Here is a 17834-nt window from a genome sequence, read left to right as displayed (position 1 = left end):
TTTAGCAGACAATCTAATCTACATAATTTATTAACTTAACAATACCCAGAAATTGCATCGTTGAATCTGACGGTATGGTTAAATTATTAATTTCCGATTTAGACACTGAAATTGGACCATTTAACTTGAAATTAACTGGTTTAGTAACCGTAACCTTATCAAACATACCTTCAAGCGTCACATTTGCCCCCTCTTTATAAGGGCTAACGATAACTTCTGTTAGATAATTGTAAGATCTATTTGTAAGACTGCCCTCACTCATAATAATGGGCCTTTTAAAGAGACCTGATAAATCCACATGAGGAATTGTAGTAGCATTGGGGAGACTGGTTATAACAATATCACCATATATTCGACCTGTGTCAAAATCATTATTCCAATCTTTAACTTCTTGTAAATAGGCATCCGAAGATACTATGGTCATACCAATGTTGCTATCAACATTAACTTGTGTTGCCACTCGTTTAACACCATTAATCATCAATACATTGATATTCGAATCCGTTATTACGGTAGGATCCCCGCTGGAGAGAATATAAACGGCTTTTGCATTTACATTGGTTAAATCTACTTTACCATTATCGCCTGGATTTAATATTAGCGCTTCACCTACACTAATGTTGTTTAATTTAACATTGTTACCTTCCACATAAACGTTATATTGAGCGTTAATATTTCTAACGTTTACCCCATCAGCAAGAATCGCTATTCCATGATTAATATTCACAACTGAATTTGTACCACCCTCGGTAGCATTAGGAGTAGCATATTCTACAATTGTACCCAGATCATTCACTAGATTATTGGAAATAACGCCTTCACTACCGAGCGCTACAAGATTCTTTGCATGCACAGGGAACATGCTATCTTTAACTAAAGTTCTAGTTCCTGTTGGGACAGAATCATTATTTGTCAAGATCATAGGTGAAGCTGTGTGAGCTGCTAGGGCGGATCCGGCAAGTGCATCTACTAAATGATCGTCTTGACCATTTGCGATATACACTTTTTCGGTTCTTAAATCATTTTGAAATGCAGTGACAATCTTTACATTTGTTGCAAATCGATCGATACCTCCTAAACGTACAGAATTAGGAAGAGACTTTTCAACAGCTGTGCTTAATACTCCTTCAGCGCCTAAAATATAGGTTTTTGTTGGTTTTACTTCAAGTGAAGAGATAAAGTTGTTCGTAGATTCTGGCAGCCCATTAACGTTCGAAAGTAAGATTGGTATTCCTTTGTAGGCTGTAATGGATGCAGCGGATAGGGCATCAGCATTAGAATAGGCCGTACTTACCATAATCTCTCTAAAGGAGCCTAATTCTTTAGCAATATTAATAGAAGTTTCAAAACGATCTAGTCCACCCAATGGAATAACTGTAATATTTAATTCTTCCTCCAAGGTTTTGATCACGCTGCTATTAAAAACAGCAACTCCAGTAGTTAAATAAACCGTCTTTACACCAAGTCTATGTAATTCTGCTTTTGTAGTATTGCTAAGTTCTTGGGTATCTGTTAGAAGAATAGGTGCTTTTTTAGCATAGGCTAAGGGCGAGGAAGTTAACGCATCGACCAGGTTCTCATCTAAGCCTGACGAAAGAACAGCAAACTCACTGGAGCCATCAGTCCATCCTTTTTGAGAAATTTTCACAGCTGTTTCATAACGATCGCTACCTCCCAGTCTTGTTGGACTACCTGCAGACTCAGCTCCAAATTTGCCTTCAAAAGTCTCAAGAATTTGTTCAGCATTTAACGTTGCAGGGGGTTCGGCAGCATAGGCGATGCTTTGAGAAAATGAACTGGATACAAGAGTAGTAAGAATTAGCATAAATAATGATAGCTTCTTAAACTTTTTTTCCAAAAATTTCACCCCGCTAAATTATTTCTTTTACTGAAAAAGATTAGCATAGTTAGTCCTAAGAATCATTATGATATTAATGGAATCAACTAGCTGAAACTAAAGGTTACAATTGATTTTAGAAGTTGGACTTGGTTAATGGCGCCAGCTAAGGAAAAAAAAATAGCCACGACTTGGTATTACCAATCATGACTATGTATTCTGCTTGATTAAACCAATTTATTACACGCTTGATTAACTACATGTTCTCCATGATTTAAGGTTACTCTATTATATACGTATCTTAACTAGATCAAAGGAGAGCTCATTTATGCAAGATCAGGCTGAGCCTACCCTTCAAGCCTATCTCACTCATACTGCATTAAAACACGGTGCACTTCTTGCCGGGTATACTAAAGTCAGGAAAACACTCCCCGTTATGGTCCTCGCCTTTCCATTTTCGAATTCCTGGGTTTTAAATCACCCATTTTACATTACACGAAGATTTGGTGAGGCCTTATATCACGAACATAAAGTTCATGAAAAACTGGCTCAAATCCTGCGTGAAGAAGGACTTGACTGTAAAATCAAAAGCTCACTCTCCGTATTTGGAGATTTTCGCCCTTTAGCTGTTGCTGCAGGTCTCGGACAATGGGGTAAAAATGGGCTTGTTGTCAATAAGACTTATGGCTCTAAACTCCTTTTTTCAGCGCTCTTTACCCATGCACCGTTTGAGGCAACAGATCACTCGGGACAAGAACTTTCTACGTGTAATAACTGCGATCGCTGTTATCGCGCTTGTCCTGGAAATGCCTTTGAAAACGGAGTGTTCCGTCCACGACGGTGTTTTCCGAAATCCATTCGCGGTTGTTCAGAGTGTGTCCAAGTCTGCAGCGGTCATACTCCCGAAGCATCCACTACTCCTCTCTGGCTTTAAAAAGTAATAAAAACCCCATAAATAGTTGAAACCACCTGTCGTCCATAACAGGTGGTTTCCCATTTTTCGAGACGCAATTAAATTGCGTATTCTCAATGTCAGCTCAGTAAGAATAATAGATGAGAGTCTAAGAAAAGTCAAGCTTTAGCTGTATTCAATTAATCACCTTAATTATTCGATTTAATTATTCGCTTCACAACATAGTTCTTTATTCATCTCAATAATCGCTTTTGTATACATCTCCCGATCAATGACGAACTGCATATTCACTTGGCGCAAGGATTGTGATACACAGTTAATATTGATCTTATTTTTAGCTAAAATTGCAGCCGCACGTGCCAAAATGTTCGGCAACGCAATATTTGAGCCAATGACACAGACAATTGCAACTTCTTTCACAGTTATGGTCTGATACTTCTCTCTTAATTCGCCAATCAATTCATCTTTAAGGTCGGTTTGCCAAATGACGAGTGAAATGCTGTTTGCATTGGTTGCCTTTGTAATATAACTTATATCAAAACGCTTGAAGGTTTTCATAATTTCATAGTCAAAGCCTGTCTGTCCAACCATTGAGGCATCATGAATTTCAATGATCACAACTTTATCCGAGCCGGCGATAATTTCAATCTTCGCTTCCGGGCCGACATAATCTTTCGAAATCAGGGTACCCGGATGCTCCGGTTCGAACGTGTTTTTCAAACGCAAATTAATACCTGCCAATTCCAACGGCTTCGCCGCATTAGGATGAATGGCTTCCATGCCGATATCTGCTAACTGATCGGCAACATCATAATTGGTATGACCTACGGGAACTGCTTTATCTATTCCAACAACTTTAGGATCGGCTGAGGATAAATGATATTCCTTATGAATTATTGCTTCATCGGCATGCAGCTGCGTGGCAATCTTCGAAAACGTAATTTCTGAATATCCCCGAGCAAACTGGCGCATAATCCCTTCCCGGCCTTTTGTATATCCCGTAGCTATAATAATTTCCTGAAAAGGATCGACATTTTTGAAGGACTGTTCAATCCGTTCGCTGATCGTGAGTTGTTTAGAATCTTTAAACCCGGTTAAATCCACTAACCTCGCCGGAATACCTCTGTTCTTCAAAATGTTAACCGAGTTGAATGCCGAGTGTGCTTCTCCAATGGATGAAAGCAACTCGCGAGCTGCTGAAAAAATGCTCTCCCTTTGGACATATCCTGAAGCAATGATTTCACCCATACTGTTCAAATAGGATTGGGTTTGCTCAATTCTTTCAATCAAGAACTTTTTACAAACTTCATAGTCCAGTCCCAGTTCAACAAAGCCTTCATTTATGCTTAATAAATGGTTCAGCAAGTCCTCAAGCGGCTTTTCATAATCTTCACCTTGAACAAAGTATTGATATACTCCAGGAGCTTTTGTTTTCTTATCTTCTAAGAGCATATTGGTAATCCCTGCATAAGCCGAGACGACAAATACTCTTCCGAAGCGGAAATTCGGGTTATTCGGATTTCCAATAATATTTGTCAACACATCTTCGAACTTCGTCATCGAAGTTCCGCCAATTTTTTCAACCGTTAGCACTTCCACTACCTCCAAAAAAGCTGATTCCAACTGCCTATCTTTCTGCACGTTTATAGCACGTATGCAGCAAAATCATCAACATCCATCTAAGGCATACATTTGTCTTCGTATAGGATAACTCAGAAATCTGAATATGGCAATAAAAATTTATAACAGATTGCTTTATAGTCCATAAATTGCTCCCTGTGTTAGTACAGTATGTATTTCTTCCATAAAATGCTACTTTTATACGTTTACAGACAGTGGCCAACTTTCAACTGGTTTATTTTGGCATATATTAAAGCAGATCATGATCCACTTGAAGCTTAAGAGGTGAAAATATATGCATTTATTCTACAAATGTCCCGCGCCGTATGAATTTTTACCCTATTGCCCTCCTCATCTATTCGACCTCTGGTATCAGCACTGCTGTGTATGCCCTCAACCCTATGTTCAGCCTTTACAGCGATTTCCTCAGCCGGCTGTCAGTCCATTACAATTTGCTCCCGGCCCTAAAGCTAAAGGTTAAGGTTAAGTTAAAGCTTAAAGCTAAAACTTGATACAGATTTTTAAAGTGGTATTACTCGGAAGAGAATACCACTTTAACATTTATAATATCTACTTTATATTACTGAACTGAAAGCTCCCATATATATAAAGAAGCAATTGAACCATAAGGGGAATACCGCTTGCGATATCGTTCGAACTTTTCTTTGGACAGCTCCTTAAGGCCATAGAGATTCATCATTCCGCGACAGATCGCTAAATCCTTAGAGCTGACAACATCTGGACGCTGGAGTGAGAAAATCAGCAGCATTTCCGCAGTCCACACCCCTACCCCCCTCAAAGATGACAGCTTCTTTATGATCTCTTCATCTGAAAGTGATGACAGCGTTTTAAAATCTACCGTACCGGATATTGCTGCCTCGGCAATTCCTTGAATATATTCCGCCTTTCTAACAGACATTCCGCAATCTTTAATAGCTATAAGCTCAGCCTGGGCAATTCGATCCGGTGTAATGTCTCCTAATAAATGAATAAGACGACTCCAAACCGTATCTGCCGCTTTGCTGGATATTTGCTGACCAACGACACTTGAAATTAAAGCCGTAAACGGATCAGGAATCACTTCCCGCTGAATTATCCCAATTCGATCAATGGCTGCCCCTAATTTCTTGTCTTTTCGCTTTAAGTAGTCGATTTCTTTTGGTCCATATTCAAAGAAATATTGTTGGGACATATACTCTATCCTCTCTGTTATACTGCATGGCCTTGGCACTTGTATTAATTATACCTAACCTTTGCTGTCAAAGTCACTAGGGTACCCATAAGCTAAGATATCAAGAACAGTCAGGAGGGTTCTTTTCATGACCTATGTTGTGCAACCCGGTGATTCTCTTTTTACTATCGCTCAAAAATTCAATACAACAGTGGGCGTTATCCTATCTGCCAATCCGAAAATTACGAATCCCAATCTGATTTTTCCAGGTCAATCCCTAGTCATCCCGATAAGCGCTATTAATTGTCCTTTTTTGCGTCAAGGAAATCGCGGTCCTGAGGTAAAGCGCTTCCAAATTCTGCTGCGAATTGCCGGTTTTAACCCTGGTCCAATCGATGGTATTTTTGGCCGTCGTACACAAGCTGCACTCACTGCTTTTCAATCCAGCATTAAAGAACTCGAGCCTACCGGTGTCGCTGATGAGGGTACATGGACTGCTTTAGGCGCTGTATGCGGACCCCGCCCTGAAATTACACTCTATACTGTAAGACCCGGCGATACTCTTTTTATCATCTCAAATCGATTTAACGTATCAATTTCACGTATATTGAGTGTTAATTCCAACATAACAGACCCGAATACTCTTTACACAGGTCAAGTCATCAATATTCCGAGAAGCTGATTAAGTTAAGAAAAGGTTTAATGATTATTCATACTGCAGTAAATCGGGCAACCTCGGGGTTCTCTAAGTACTCCCATTGTCCCTGAACCCCGTAATGCTTAGCCGCAATTTCGAGGTGAGCCATCGCTATTCCACAGTCCAAACGTTTTGGAATATGAAAGGTATTCCGATTATCATCTATCAATATTTTAACCGAATTATCCTCTATCGAAAACCGCCAAGGCTGACGATTGACAGCCGATGGCGCTAAGCGGGCTGCTTCCAGTCCTGAGCTGACCCAACCCGTCAAAGGCTCTTGGGCATAAGTTAAAATTAAGGAGTCTAAAGGCTTTCGCTTATGACTTTTGGCCAAACCGGACAACAGTTTTTCTTCAAGAGAGGGCTCTTTATTGACAAAACCCAGCGGTGAAACTGCTAGAACCTGCTCCTTATCCGTCACTTGAATTTGCTCCTGAACGACATCCGGCTTAAAAAAGCCTCCGATCCAACACGTTCCAATATCTTGAGCAGTCGCTTCAAGAATAAAATATTCTCCTAAATATCCGACCTTTTCATAAATATGAGGATCGCTCATGTCCCCTATAAAGGCAACATAAGCAGGGGCTCCCTTTACTTTACCATAGGATCCTACAGCACCTTTAAAAACCTTTTCAGGATTTTCGGTGACAACAACAGCACGTGCACCAGGTATTTGAGCACCTATGTAATCGGAGAACTGAGATAATCCGTTGATTAACTCTTTAGGCAATTTTCTGCCATTAAATTGCCTTCGCGAATGACGCTGTAAGATAGCCCTATACCATTTGTCCGTCGATAATGATTGCATCAACCAGACTCCTTTTAGCTCTTTTTATCTCAGGGCCTAACTGCTCTAAGAGAAAACATTATACAATTCCCATAAATTACTATTCATCTACTAATTCTTCACCATAATCAAAAGTCCTCTTCGAGGCTTTTATATTTAAAACCATGGAAATTGAGATCATTACCCATTTACCAGATTTGTCCTCGATAAGTCCAAGTACATGCGTTTTCCCCGGATGACCTTACTCTCAAAGAGAATAACCTCTGTCACTGAAAATCCACCCAACTCCCGTGATTGTACAGCGGATAAATCAATATCCTCGAGCTGGGGGCGTGAGGCTAAGGTGATATGCGGTTTGAAGGGTCTTTCCTCTAATATAAATCCGTTTTTCCGAAGCAAATCATACAGCTCCGCTCTTAATCGATTGAGTTCACCTATGCTCCCTTGTAATGAAGTCCACAGCGTATGCGGACGTTTAAAAGACGGAAAGGCCCCCAGCCCAGCTAATTTTAAGGCAAAAGGATGATAATTGTTTACGACAGAAGTTATTGTTTCATTTAACTTTGTCACGTTGCCGCTGTCTAACTCACCCAAAAATTCTAAAGTAAGATGAAAGTTGTCCGGGGATTTCCATGCTCCCTGAAACCCCAGCGCTTTTAATTCATGCTGAAAATTGAGAAGCGCTTGTTTTAACTCTTTCGGCAAATCAATCCCAATAAATAATCGCATCGTTTTCTCCTTTATATTGTTATATGCATTTATTTAATACCACTTACGTTTTAAAAAACGCGAAAACGGGATTAAAGCGGGAACTTCGTCTTTATAGGATAGGTAGGCCGAGCCGAATTGCTGGACAAGCTTCCGTTCTTCAAGCCTGATTCCTATCAATATATAGATGCTGAGAATCAAGTGAACTAAGATATCCGCCTTCGTAGAATTCAAACTCCATATGAATACTAAGGTTGCCAAATACATGGGATGCCGTATGACACCCAGCAGTCCCTCTTTCGTGATCGCCATTTGCTCGCTTTTGTTCTTTTTCTTTCCAAGATCCATGATCTGCCTTAAGCCTATAAATTCCAAGGAATCATAGCTGAAAAAAGCCCAGAGGATCAGGCCGGCCGAGGATAAAAGCAATCCATACTGAAGCGTCGTCCATGGAGACATAAACTCTATAACGTACGTTGAATCCACGTTTTTTGTATAAATAAAAAGGATAATCAACAGAGCTAAAGAAACTACATTATATGCCAACCTATAATAAGCAAAATATCGCCCCAGAATACGATTGGCCCAGTTGGAAAACCGGATACTAATTAAAAAACTATGCAGTACTCCATAGCCTACCCACAATAACGCGACAATAAAATACTTCATTCTGCCTCCTGCAAATATACGATTTAAATCTTTAGGAAATCCTTCGAAAAACTCCCTATATCGTCCTTAAACTTTCAAAGTCTTCCACTTATCTGTCCTCTTTAGATTATAATGAAGAAAAATGTATTGAAAAGGGGGGAGCCCATGAAATCCTTTATCGATCCTCCTCAAAAAATCCCCTTCTATTTAAAGATCGGGATTTGGATTACGAAGCGTATTACCGGAAAAGACCTTCTCCCGCCGAAGCTTCTGGCCTGGTATCCGAAAGCCGCAATTGGTTCAGGAGCTCTTGAATCCTTAGTCGCGCATGGCCATAATCCTTCGGAGAAACGTCTTTTAAAATTAGTTCGCATCCAAGCTTCTTTTGCCGTTTCCTGTTCTTTTTGCATAGACATGAATTCTTTCGAATTTTCGAAAGCAGGAATAACAGAAGAGGAAATGGCTGCTCTTCAAGAAAAATTAGATCCGATAGAGGTCAGAACGTTTTCCCAACGGGAGAAGCTTGCTTTGGAATATGCAAGATTCATATCAAAAAGCCCGCTCTTTTTCCCTCCATCTCTTATTGAAGAAATGAAGAAAAACTTCTCTGAACGAGAAATCGTTATTCTTGCTTCCACCGCAGCACAGGTCAATTATTGGGCAAGATTACTCCAAGCGTTAGGAGTTCCTCCTGCAGGTTTTTCGGATCAGTGCCCTTATAACGGACAATTGGGAGATGAACGTCATGGCTGATCTCGCCTCTCGAATTGAAAATATCATTAATGATCAAGTGAAGATGTCACAGACCATCACTTCTTATCGAAAGCCTCTCGTCGGTTTTGCCTCAGCCCATGACCCCCTATTTATTAAAATGAAGGAAATCATCGGTACCCATCATTTACATCCCTGTGACTTACTCCCTGATGCTAAAACGGTTATCGCCTTTTTCATTCCTTTTGCAGAGGACATCATCCAGGCCAATCGCAAGGATCCGGCTGTCGCACGGGAATGGTCTGTTGCCTATATTGAAACCAATACGCTGATCCAAACCATTAGTCAAAAAATAAAGGAAGAACTCGAAGCCGAAGGGATCTCTGCTGTTACCCAAAAAGCAACCCATAATTTTAACGAAGAAGATTTAACTGCACTCTGGTCGCATAAAAGTGCAGCTTATGTCGCAGGTTTAGGCACCTTTGGCCTAAATCAAATGTTAATTACTCCTTCCGGGTGTGCCGGCCGCTTCGGCAGCCTGGTTATCTCCGCTGAAATTCCTTCGACGTCTCGACCATCTGAGGAATACTGCAGATATAATCGTGATGGGAAATGTCAATTTTGTGTAAACCACTGTCCCACGGGCGCCTTAAGGGTTGACGGGCTGGATAAGCAAAAGTGCTATGCTCATCTATTAGCGGTAGACAAGCAATTTCCCGACTTAGGATTATGTGATGTTTGCGGCAAATGTGCCATGGGACCATGCGCGTTTGGTTGATCTATTTATCATCCGTAACCCGACCGTCACCGAATACCGGTATTGTATCTCCTAAAAATGTAGGTTTAGGCTTAAGCAGCTTTGCCCAAAGAAAATCTTTATTGCGGGCGGCTATCTCCCTTAAACGATACATCTTCATAGCTTGTCCATAGTCATGGCGATCAGAAGGAATACCATACGCTTCAAGACCTAATTCTCTGGCTGAGAAAATCGCTCTCATGAGATGATAGTCTTGCGTAACGATAATGACCTTATGAATTTGGAAGATATCTCTTGCACGGTATACGCTTTCATACGTACTAAAACCGGCATGATCCATAAAGATATCCTGGCTTGGTACGCCTTTATCCTTTAAAAAGCTTTTCATTGCATTGACTTCATCGTATTCTTTACGGCCATGGTCCCCGCTCACGACAATTTTAGGAGCTTTCCCTTCCTTATATAATTCATAGCCGACTGTTAACCGATCCGTCAGCATAGAAGACGTCGTTCCATCCGGATAAACATAGGCTCCTAAAATGAGGATCGCATCAGCGGTTGGTACAGTATTTTGATCGAGAATATACTTTGTTCCCATTCGCTCAACATAAATGTTCACCGCCATAACAGACGCAAACAGTATTGCTAAAACGGCAAGCAAAACAACGATAAACTTTTTGAGATACCTTTTGAGAAACGTAATGAAGTTGCTCTTATTACGTTTCTCTATCATATTAGGCCTCTGTTCCATAATATTTTCCCTTACTTTTCATTAGCACTTAATTCTTGGCTGCTATAATTTCAAAACGATATGTCGTTATATAATCCTTGCCGAAAGGATAGTTCTCCTTACACTCTGCTGTCAAGGAATTCAGAATTCGAAAAACTTCCTCCCGGTGTTTTTCATCAGTCCCCATTCGGTCAAACCATTGAGGTAATTCATACTTTTCTTGAAGCAATTCGGTCTTATGAACTGTTAACGGGAGCTCTTCCAGGAGCTGGAGCCATAACCGCGGTGAATAAGAGAATTGATGTGAACTATCACGCAATAGTTCAATCTGATTTATCTTTTCCTCAGATTCTTCTCCATCAAAAACCGAACAATCGAGGATATAGAGTTTTCCTCCCGGCTTCAATACCCTGCACATCTCCTTTAGAGCCTTTTTCACATCTGAAAAATGATGAACCGCAAAGCGAGATGCGACAATATCGAATTGATGATCCTTGAAATTAAGGTCATGGACATCCTCAACTTGAAAGGCAATATTATCTATATTCTCTTCACGCGCTGCGATTTTGGCTTCTGCCAGCATTTCCGGAGTAATATCTATAGCAACAACGTCTTTTACACATTTGGCTAACGCAAGTGCGGTATGGCCTCCCCCAGTTGCTACGTCCAAAGCAATGGCACCGGAGGACGGATTTATTCGATCAATCATTCTCTGCAAATCCGCCGGATTTCCATGTGTAGAACTTAATCTATAATTCGAAGCTCTCGGTCCAAAGTTTTTCTTGACCTCTGTCTGATTTCCCATTCTTATTCCCCTTAATTTATCCATAAACCTTAAGATTCCAAACAATAATTCAACACACTCTCCACATGGATCTGCGTAGTGTTAAGAAAGGGTATGCCAAATTCGTCCTTTGTGAGAATAAGAGGAAGTTCTGTACAGCCTAGAATCACACCTTCAATGAAAGCTTCATCAATCATTCGTTTAACAATTTTCAGCAGCCCTTGATGAGTCACCTCATGAAATACTCCCAATTCTATCTCAGTCATCAATTTTTCCTGAATGTATTCCTGTTCGTGTTTAGAGGGTAAAACAATAAATATATTATCCTTTGCAAATACCTCTTGATAGAAGGTCGATTGCATTGTAAAACCTGTCCCAAGCAATCCGACTTTTTTTAATCCCATAGCTTTAGTTTTTTTGCTTGTCTCTTCAACAATACTGATCAGTGGTATTGGGGATAATTCCTTTAATCGATTAAACACAACGTGGGGTGTATTTGCTGAAATAAATCCGAAATCAGCTTCTGCCTTAGCAAGAGTATTGATCCCTTTTAAAAGGTACTCCGTTAAATCATCCCACCTTTTTTCTTCAACCAGCTTAAGCATGGCATAAATGTCCATGCTATAGATCATAATCTCAGGAAGACTTCCTTCCCCACGCAATTGACGGTATTGGCGAGTAAGTAAGCGATAATAGTCCAGTGTCGACTCTGGGCCAAATCCACCAATCATCCCTATCCTTTTCAATATGATCACCTCTCTAAAATGATGGTTTAAGGGCAAAATCGACTGCACCTCTTGCATGCAGCACAGTTGTATTGAATAACGGCACTGCAGAATCTTCAGGTTTAACTAACAAGCCAATTTCGGTGCATCCAAGGATAATTCCTTCAGCACCTTTTTTAATTAAATCCTCAATGATTTTCTTGTATTTATCTTTTGACTCTTTACTGAACTGCCCAAGACAGAGTTCATGATAAATAACATGATTTACAACTGTTCGAGCTGCCTCCTCAGGAATTAAAACCTTTATTCCTTGAGCTTCAAGGCGTGATTTATAGAAATCTTGTTCCATCGTATAACGGGTTCCCAACAGCCCAATTGTTTTTATTCCGTTGGCGATGACATGTTGAGCTGTTATATCTGCAATATGAAGTATTGGAATATGTATACCTGTCTGAATCTCATTTGCGACTTTATGCATTGTATTGGTGCAAATGATAATAAAATCAGCCCCAGCCGCTTCAAGACTTCGGGCGGCTTCACTCAAAATCAAAGCAGCCTTTTCCCATTCTCCGTTGCTTTGACAGACCTCAATCTCTTCAAAATCTACACTGTAAAGTATACATTTTGCCGAGTGCAATCCTCCAAGTTTCTTTTTCACTTCTTCGTTAATGATTCGATAATATTCGGTAGAGGATTCCCAACTCATTCCACCGATTAATCCTATTGTTTTCATACTTACGTCTCCATTCTATTGTAAATAAAATCAAAGAGGGTTTATAAAACCGAAATACTTTAAGATGTACCCCGATGTCATAAACCCTCATCCTTTGTATAAGCAGCAATCCATTGGAATGGAATTACTTTATCAATTTGGACAGTTCTTTAAACAAAGGCGTTCCTGCTTGCTTCATTAAGTCAAAAAACACTGTTTCCGTGTTTGTAATTACCGCTCCCATTTCTTTCATTAAGGAAAGACCATTTAAATAATTTTCCTCGGTTCTCGAGCACACGGCATCCCTGACGACAAAAACCTGGTAACCTTGATCTAAAAGACCTCTTACTGTTTGAAAAACGCAAACATGAGTTTCCATTCCCGTCATAATAATTTTTTTCTTTCCAAGCTGATTTAAGATAGTTTCCACTTCCTTTGTGCAGCCTGAAAAAGTTATTTTTTCGTAAACAGATGTCCCCTCTAAGTTGTTGCTTATTTCCGGAACCGTCTTTTTAAGGCCCTTGGGATATTGCTCCGTTACCACAATTGGAATATCTAGTTTAGACGAAACCGAGATTAAAGTATTCGTGTTTTGAATCACCTTTTGACCTTCCGCCATCGCCGGAACAAGGCGTTCCTGAATATCAATAACCATTAAAACTGCTTCTTTTGAGTTTAACGTAAATTTATCCAAAATAATCCCTCCCCGTTTTTATTCAATTATTTCTGAATACCAAGCAGATCTTCAGTTCTTTCACTCATATATTTATAGGAATCAAAAACCCCTTGATTATAAGCAAGTGGGGCTAGTTTCTCCATAAAAAAGTCCAAAATCAATTGAGCAGCCAAATCCCCTAAATCTTCTTCCCGCTCTTTCAAAAAATAAGCCTGAATCTCTAAAATCATATCTTCTTGCGTTTCTTTATTGATTTCAATCTTACTTGTCAATCTCATTCCCTCCAATGTTTTATAAAACGAAATTCTAGGCCATTAGGTCATCTTCCCCTGACTCTTCTCTTCGCGGAATGCCTGCCGGAGGAGGCGTCACTAATTTCTTTGGTATTGCAAGAATTAATAAAGTTTCTGCTAAAGCACATCCTGCTAACATATACATTCCCGCATTTGTCGAACCCGTCCAATCGAGAAGCCATCCAACTAAATAAGGTCCCATAAATCCGCCTAAGTTACCGACAGAGTTTATTATAGCAATTCCCACGGCAGCACTTGCCGCACTAAGACTTAAATTAGGAATGCTCCAAAATGTACCACCAAAAGCATAAACTCCAGAAAGAGCAACCGTGAGTAAGATCATCGACAATAACAGATTACTGGTCATTGTTAAAGCGATTAACCCTACAAAAGTCATTAAAATCGGAAGTGCCACATGAAAACGTCTCTCATTTGCTTTATCTGAATGACGTGCAACTAAAATCATGACAAAAGATGCTGCAATATAAGGAACGGCACTTAGCAGACCCACTTGAGTTGACGTCAGAATTTTTGATAATCCTTTAATCATTTGAGGCATCCAAAAACCGACTCCATACATAGCCATAACATAAACCATATAACAAAGTCCCATATGCCAAACCCTAGGTTCCCTAAAAGCTTCCCAATAGGATGTTGAGGTATGGGCATGGGCATTCTTTTCTTTAACCTGCTGTTCCTTTTGAAGTTCGCTCAGCAGCCAACTCTTCTCCTTCCGGGTTAGAAACTTAGCCTCTTCAGGTTTATCAATCATAATTGACAATGTAATTATTCCTAAAACAATGGCAGGAATCCCCTCTAAAATATAAACCCAGCGCCAGCCTGACATTCCTAACCAATTTATGTTGTCCATAATCCAAGTAGAAATTGGACCGCCAATGATATTCGAGCCGCATACAGCCAGCATGAAATAGGATACTGCACGGGCTAAATGCTTACCTGGAAACCAATATGTGATATATAAAATCATCGCTGGGTAAAAACCTGCTTCAGCAACTCCTAAAAGTACACGTAAAACTCCAAGCTGGAACGCATTTTGGATAAAGCCTTCTCCCATAACGACCATTCCCCAAGTAATGAGAATCCGAGCAATCCACGTTCTCGCTCCAACTTTATACATTATGACATTACTCGGAACTTCAAAGAGAAAATAAGCAATAAAGAAAATCCCTGCAATCAATCCGAACGTTGAAGCTCCAATACCCAGCTCCTTATTCATGGTTAAGGCTGCGAATCCAACGTTCACTCGATCGATCATTGCAATGATATAAAGAAGAAAGATAAATGGAAGAATTTTCAGGGATATTTTACGTATAACGCGTTTCTCCTCCGCCTCTGAGAAAGTAATCATTCTCTTTTCCTCCTACTAAAAGGTTTAAAACCATTGTCCGCTTTTCTGACAGAAATTTCAATCATTTCATTGTTATTTTCCTGTTTTATAAAGCAAATTTTATTTTAAAAAACTACTAAAAGAATTAACTTTACTTTTAGCAGAAAGGTGATTATAATTTTTAATCGCAAGCAAAATATTCACCTTGAGGGGACCGATTCTATGAAAACCTTTATCACAAAAGGCGTCTGTTCCAGTCGAATTACCTTTGAGACTGAAAATAATATTCTTACCCATGTAAAATTTACTGGCGGCTGTCCGGGTAATCTTAAAGCAATAGCCGCATTAGTCGAGGGCATGCCAGTAGATGAAGTGATAAAACGTTTAAAAGGAATAAGCTGCGGAGGAAAACCAACATCCTGTGCCGATCAGCTGGCACGAGCCCTTCAGCAAAATAGATAAGCTGACTTACACAACAAAATAAATCGTCTTTTGAATTCTCTTGTAAAAAGCCGTTGATTTTGATCAATGGCTTTTTATGTTCCATAATGATACACATTACTGATCACACTGTATTGTTTCGAGACGTTATTTTGAGGTGTAGCTTTATGAAAAATCAAAATTATCGGCCATAGTAAAATATTAAACATCTGAAGAAGAGCAAAAAACCTTTATTTTTCAAAAGTTTTAGAAAACAATTTATACTTTTAATTAAAATTTTTAAAATTGTCCTACAACTGGCATACTGTTTGCATTATATATGGGCATAACACTCCAATTAAATAATCTTCCGATTTACATTGTCCTACTGGGATGGTGTAGACCCTAAAGGGTATAGGGAGTAATTCCTGTGCCTGCCATTGCGCAAAGGAAGAGATATTCATAAAAAATATGTTTATGAATATCTTTTTTGTTTTTAAGTGCGATGGTTTCGTGATCATTTTAACACAACTTAATTAAGTCGAGGAGGTATTAGAGAAATGAAAATTTACCGCATTAACATGGAAACCCTTTCCTACACTGAAGAAGCTGTTCCTCAGGAGTGGGCAGGCCTAGGTGGAAGAGCTTTAACTTCCGCAATTGTTGCCAAAGAAGTAGATCCTACCTGTCATGCCCTTGGTAAAAACAACAAGCTTGTATTTGCCCCAGGTTTACTAACAGGTACTACTGCTCCTAACTCAGGACGTTTATCTGTTGGCGCAAAAAGTCCTCTAACAGGTGGTATTAAAGAAAGTAATGCCGGTGGTACAGCTTCTCAAAAACTTGCCAAGCTTAATATTAAGGCTATTATTATCGAAGGAATTCCTCAGGAAGATAAATACTACAGTATTCATGTTGACGTTAATGGCATTAAGATTGCTGAAGAAACCGAACTTCTCGGTAAAGGAAACTATGAAGTTATCGGCAAACTCGTTGAAAAGCACGGTAAGAATATTGCTGTTATGACCATTGGCCAGGCCGGAGAATACAGAATGACAGCGGCTAATATTTCCGTGAAAGATCCCGACGGCAATATTCGCAGTGCAGGACGCGGCGGTTTAGGCGCTGTTATGGGTTCCAAAAAGATTAAATATATTACAATTGACGATACCGGTGCACCTGGAGTTGAAATTAAAGATCTCGAAAGATTCAGAGCTGCCGCAAAAGTTTTTGGTAAAGGTTTAACAAGCCATCCGGTAACCGGTCAAGGTTTGCCCACTTATGGTACGAACATCCTTGTTAACATTCTGAATGAAGCCGGCGGTCTCCCCACCAAAAACTTCCGCCAAGGCAACTGGGAAAAAGCGGATAAGATCAGCGGTGAAACCATTTATGACACGATCGTTGCCAGAAAAGGAAAACCAACTCATGGCTGCCATGTTGGCTGCGTTATTCGCTGCTCACAAGTATACAATGACAAAGATGGCAATTATGTAACTGCAGGATTCGAATATGAAACCGTTTGGGGCTTTGGAGCAGGCTGCCTTATCGATGATATTGATATTATTGCGAAAGCAGACCACATTTGTGATGACATCGGTATCGACTCCATCGAAGCGGCTGTTACTACGCAAGTCGCTATGGAAGGCGGAATCATTCCTTTCGGCGATGGCGAAGGAATGATCCACCTTCTGGGTGAAATTGAAAAAGGGACCTACCTTGGCCGCATCCTTGGAAACGGTGCTGAATTTACAGGCAGGGCTATGGGAGTAACCCGTATTCCGACCGTTAAAGGCCAAAGTATCCCTGCTTATGACCCACGTGCGGTTAAAGGGGTTGGCTTAACCTACGCTACCACAACCATGGGAGCAGACCACACTGCCGGGTATGCTGTTGCTACGAACATCCTTAAAGTCGGCGGTTATATTGACCCATTGAAAAAAGAAGGACAAATTGAACTTTCACGCAACCTTCAAATTGCTACTGCTGCAATTGACAGTACAGGTCTTTGCCTCTTCGTTGCGTTCTGTATCCTTGATGATGCTGAAGCATTCCAAGCCATCATTGACATGATCAATGCTCAATATGGAATCAGCCTTACTGCTGATGATGTTACCGAACTCGGTAAATTCACGCTTCGTACGGAACGCGAATTCAATAAGGCTGCAGGCTTAACGAAGAAACATGATCGCCTGCCTGAATTCTTCAGAGAAGAAGTTGCACCTCACAATACAACTTGGGACTTCACTGACGAAGAAATCGATTCTGTTCACAACTATTAATTTTCAGTTTAC

The 17834-nt window shown here is 40.1% G+C and carries 19 protein-coding genes and 1 riboswitch; of the genes, 6 read left to right on the top strand and 13 right to left on the bottom strand.

The window, feature by feature from the left end:
• Positions 1–13: 13 nt before the first annotated feature.
• Positions 14–1858, bottom strand: coding sequence for a cell wall-binding repeat-containing protein (locus ACHOLT_RS12300; RefSeq protein WP_425801034.1), 1845 nt, complete (start codon positions 1856–1858; stop codon positions 14–16).
• Between the two features lie 307 nt (positions 1859–2165).
• On the opposite strand from ACHOLT_RS12300, the gene ACHOLT_RS12295 reads away from it, so the two are divergent.
• On the top strand, positions 2166–2771 hold the full coding sequence (locus tag ACHOLT_RS12295) for a 4Fe-4S ferredoxin (RefSeq protein WP_425801032.1): 606 nt from the start codon (positions 2166–2168) through the stop codon (positions 2769–2771).
• Positions 2772–2951: 180 nt separating this feature from the next.
• Here the strand turns inward: ACHOLT_RS12295 and ACHOLT_RS12290 are convergent, their stop codons facing one another.
• Together ACHOLT_RS12290 and ACHOLT_RS12285 are read right to left on the bottom strand one after the other, a co-directional pair.
• Entirely contained in the window at positions 2952–4343 is a 1392-nt protein-coding gene (locus ACHOLT_RS12290) for an aspartate kinase (RefSeq protein ID WP_425801030.1), read from the bottom strand.
• 607 nt (positions 4344–4950) lie between these two features.
• Complete coding sequence (locus ACHOLT_RS12285; RefSeq protein ID WP_425801028.1) at positions 4951–5562, bottom strand: DNA-3-methyladenine glycosylase family protein; 612 nt, start codon at positions 5560–5562, stop codon at positions 4951–4953.
• 127 nt (positions 5563–5689) lie between these two features.
• On the opposite strand from ACHOLT_RS12285, the gene ACHOLT_RS12280 reads away from it, so the two are divergent.
• Complete coding sequence (locus ACHOLT_RS12280) at positions 5690–6223, top strand: LysM peptidoglycan-binding domain-containing protein (protein ID WP_425801026.1); 534 nt, start codon at positions 5690–5692, stop codon at positions 6221–6223.
• 28 nt (positions 6224–6251) lie between these two features.
• On the opposite strand, the gene ACHOLT_RS12275 is transcribed toward ACHOLT_RS12280, so the two are convergent.
• The 3 genes from ACHOLT_RS12275 to ACHOLT_RS12265 form a co-directional block, all read right to left on the bottom strand.
• Positions 6252–7049: a nitroreductase family protein gene (locus ACHOLT_RS12275; protein WP_425801024.1), complete on the bottom strand. Its 798-nt coding sequence runs from the start codon at positions 7047–7049 to the stop codon at positions 6252–6254.
• A 159-nt stretch (positions 7050–7208) separates the two neighbouring features.
• Positions 7209–7757, bottom strand: a complete 549-nt coding sequence (gene thpR / locus ACHOLT_RS12270; protein WP_425801022.1) for an RNA 2',3'-cyclic phosphodiesterase — start codon at positions 7755–7757, stop codon at positions 7209–7211.
• A 33-nt stretch (positions 7758–7790) separates the two neighbouring features.
• Positions 7791–8405 (bottom strand): methyltransferase family protein, encoded by a 615-nt coding sequence (locus ACHOLT_RS12265; protein WP_425801020.1) that lies wholly within the window; start codon positions 8403–8405, stop codon positions 7791–7793.
• A gap of 144 nt (positions 8406–8549) precedes the next feature.
• Between ACHOLT_RS12265 and ACHOLT_RS12260 the strand changes: the two genes are divergently transcribed.
• Positions 8550–9137, top strand: coding sequence for a carboxymuconolactone decarboxylase family protein (locus ACHOLT_RS12260; RefSeq protein WP_425801018.1), 588 nt, complete (start codon positions 8550–8552; stop codon positions 9135–9137).
• Complete coding sequence (locus ACHOLT_RS12255) at positions 9130–9873, top strand: epoxyqueuosine reductase (RefSeq protein ID WP_425801016.1); 744 nt, start codon at positions 9130–9132, stop codon at positions 9871–9873. Before ACHOLT_RS12260 ends, ACHOLT_RS12255 begins: the two co-directional genes overlap by 8 nt.
• A 1-nt stretch (position 9874) precedes the next feature.
• On the opposite strand, the gene ACHOLT_RS12250 is transcribed toward ACHOLT_RS12255, so the two are convergent.
• The 7 genes from ACHOLT_RS12250 to ACHOLT_RS12220 form a co-directional block, all read right to left on the bottom strand.
• The gene (locus ACHOLT_RS12250) at positions 9875–10585 is read right to left on the bottom strand and encodes a SanA/YdcF family protein (protein ID WP_425801014.1); all 711 of its coding nucleotides are present in this window, start codon (positions 10583–10585) and stop codon (positions 9875–9877) included.
• A 46-nt stretch (positions 10586–10631) separates the two neighbouring features.
• On the bottom strand, positions 10632–11387 hold the full coding sequence (locus ACHOLT_RS12245; protein WP_425801012.1) for a class I SAM-dependent methyltransferase: 756 nt from the start codon (positions 11385–11387) through the stop codon (positions 10632–10634).
• A gap of 29 nt (positions 11388–11416) precedes the next feature.
• Positions 11417–12112, bottom strand: coding sequence for an aspartate/glutamate racemase family protein (locus tag ACHOLT_RS12240; protein ID WP_425801010.1), 696 nt, complete (start codon positions 12110–12112; stop codon positions 11417–11419).
• A gap of 13 nt (positions 12113–12125) precedes the next feature.
• Positions 12126–12824 (bottom strand): aspartate/glutamate racemase family protein, encoded by a 699-nt coding sequence (locus ACHOLT_RS12235; RefSeq protein WP_425801008.1) that lies wholly within the window; start codon positions 12822–12824, stop codon positions 12126–12128.
• A gap of 124 nt (positions 12825–12948) precedes the next feature.
• Entirely contained in the window at positions 12949–13497 is a 549-nt protein-coding gene (locus ACHOLT_RS12230; RefSeq protein ID WP_425801006.1) for a hydrolase, read from the bottom strand.
• Positions 13498–13523: 26 nt separating this feature from the next.
• Positions 13524–13757 (bottom strand): DUF2164 domain-containing protein, encoded by a 234-nt coding sequence (locus ACHOLT_RS12225; protein ID WP_425801004.1) that lies wholly within the window; start codon positions 13755–13757, stop codon positions 13524–13526.
• Between the two features lie 28 nt (positions 13758–13785).
• Positions 13786–15141 carry an MFS transporter gene (locus ACHOLT_RS12220; RefSeq protein WP_425801002.1) on the bottom strand — a complete coding sequence of 452 codons (1356 nt, stop codon included), beginning with the start codon at positions 15139–15141 and terminating at the stop codon, positions 13786–13788.
• 201 nt (positions 15142–15342) lie between these two features.
• Here ACHOLT_RS12220 and ACHOLT_RS12215 point away from each other — a divergent pair, with 201 nt between their 5' ends.
• Positions 15343–15582, top strand: coding sequence for a TIGR03905 family TSCPD domain-containing protein (locus ACHOLT_RS12215; RefSeq protein WP_425801000.1), 240 nt, complete (start codon positions 15343–15345; stop codon positions 15580–15582).
• 314 nt (positions 15583–15896) lie between these two features.
• Positions 15897–16009, top strand: a riboswitch (molybdenum cofactor riboswitch).
• A 91-nt stretch (positions 16010–16100) separates the two neighbouring features.
• Positions 16101–17822: an aldehyde ferredoxin oxidoreductase family protein gene (locus tag ACHOLT_RS12210; protein ID WP_425800998.1), complete on the top strand. Its 1722-nt coding sequence runs from the start codon at positions 16101–16103 to the stop codon at positions 17820–17822.
• The last annotated feature ends 12 nt before the right edge of the window (positions 17823–17834 follow it).

The organism is Desulfitobacterium nosdiversum, from assembly GCF_049860565.1.
In the GTDB taxonomy this organism is placed as follows: Bacteria; Bacillota; Desulfitobacteriia; order Desulfitobacteriales; family Desulfitobacteriaceae; genus Desulfitobacterium_A; species Desulfitobacterium_A nosdiversum.
Note: the sequence above shows the minus strand (reverse complement) of the source record. Positions and strands in the feature narration are given on the sequence as shown.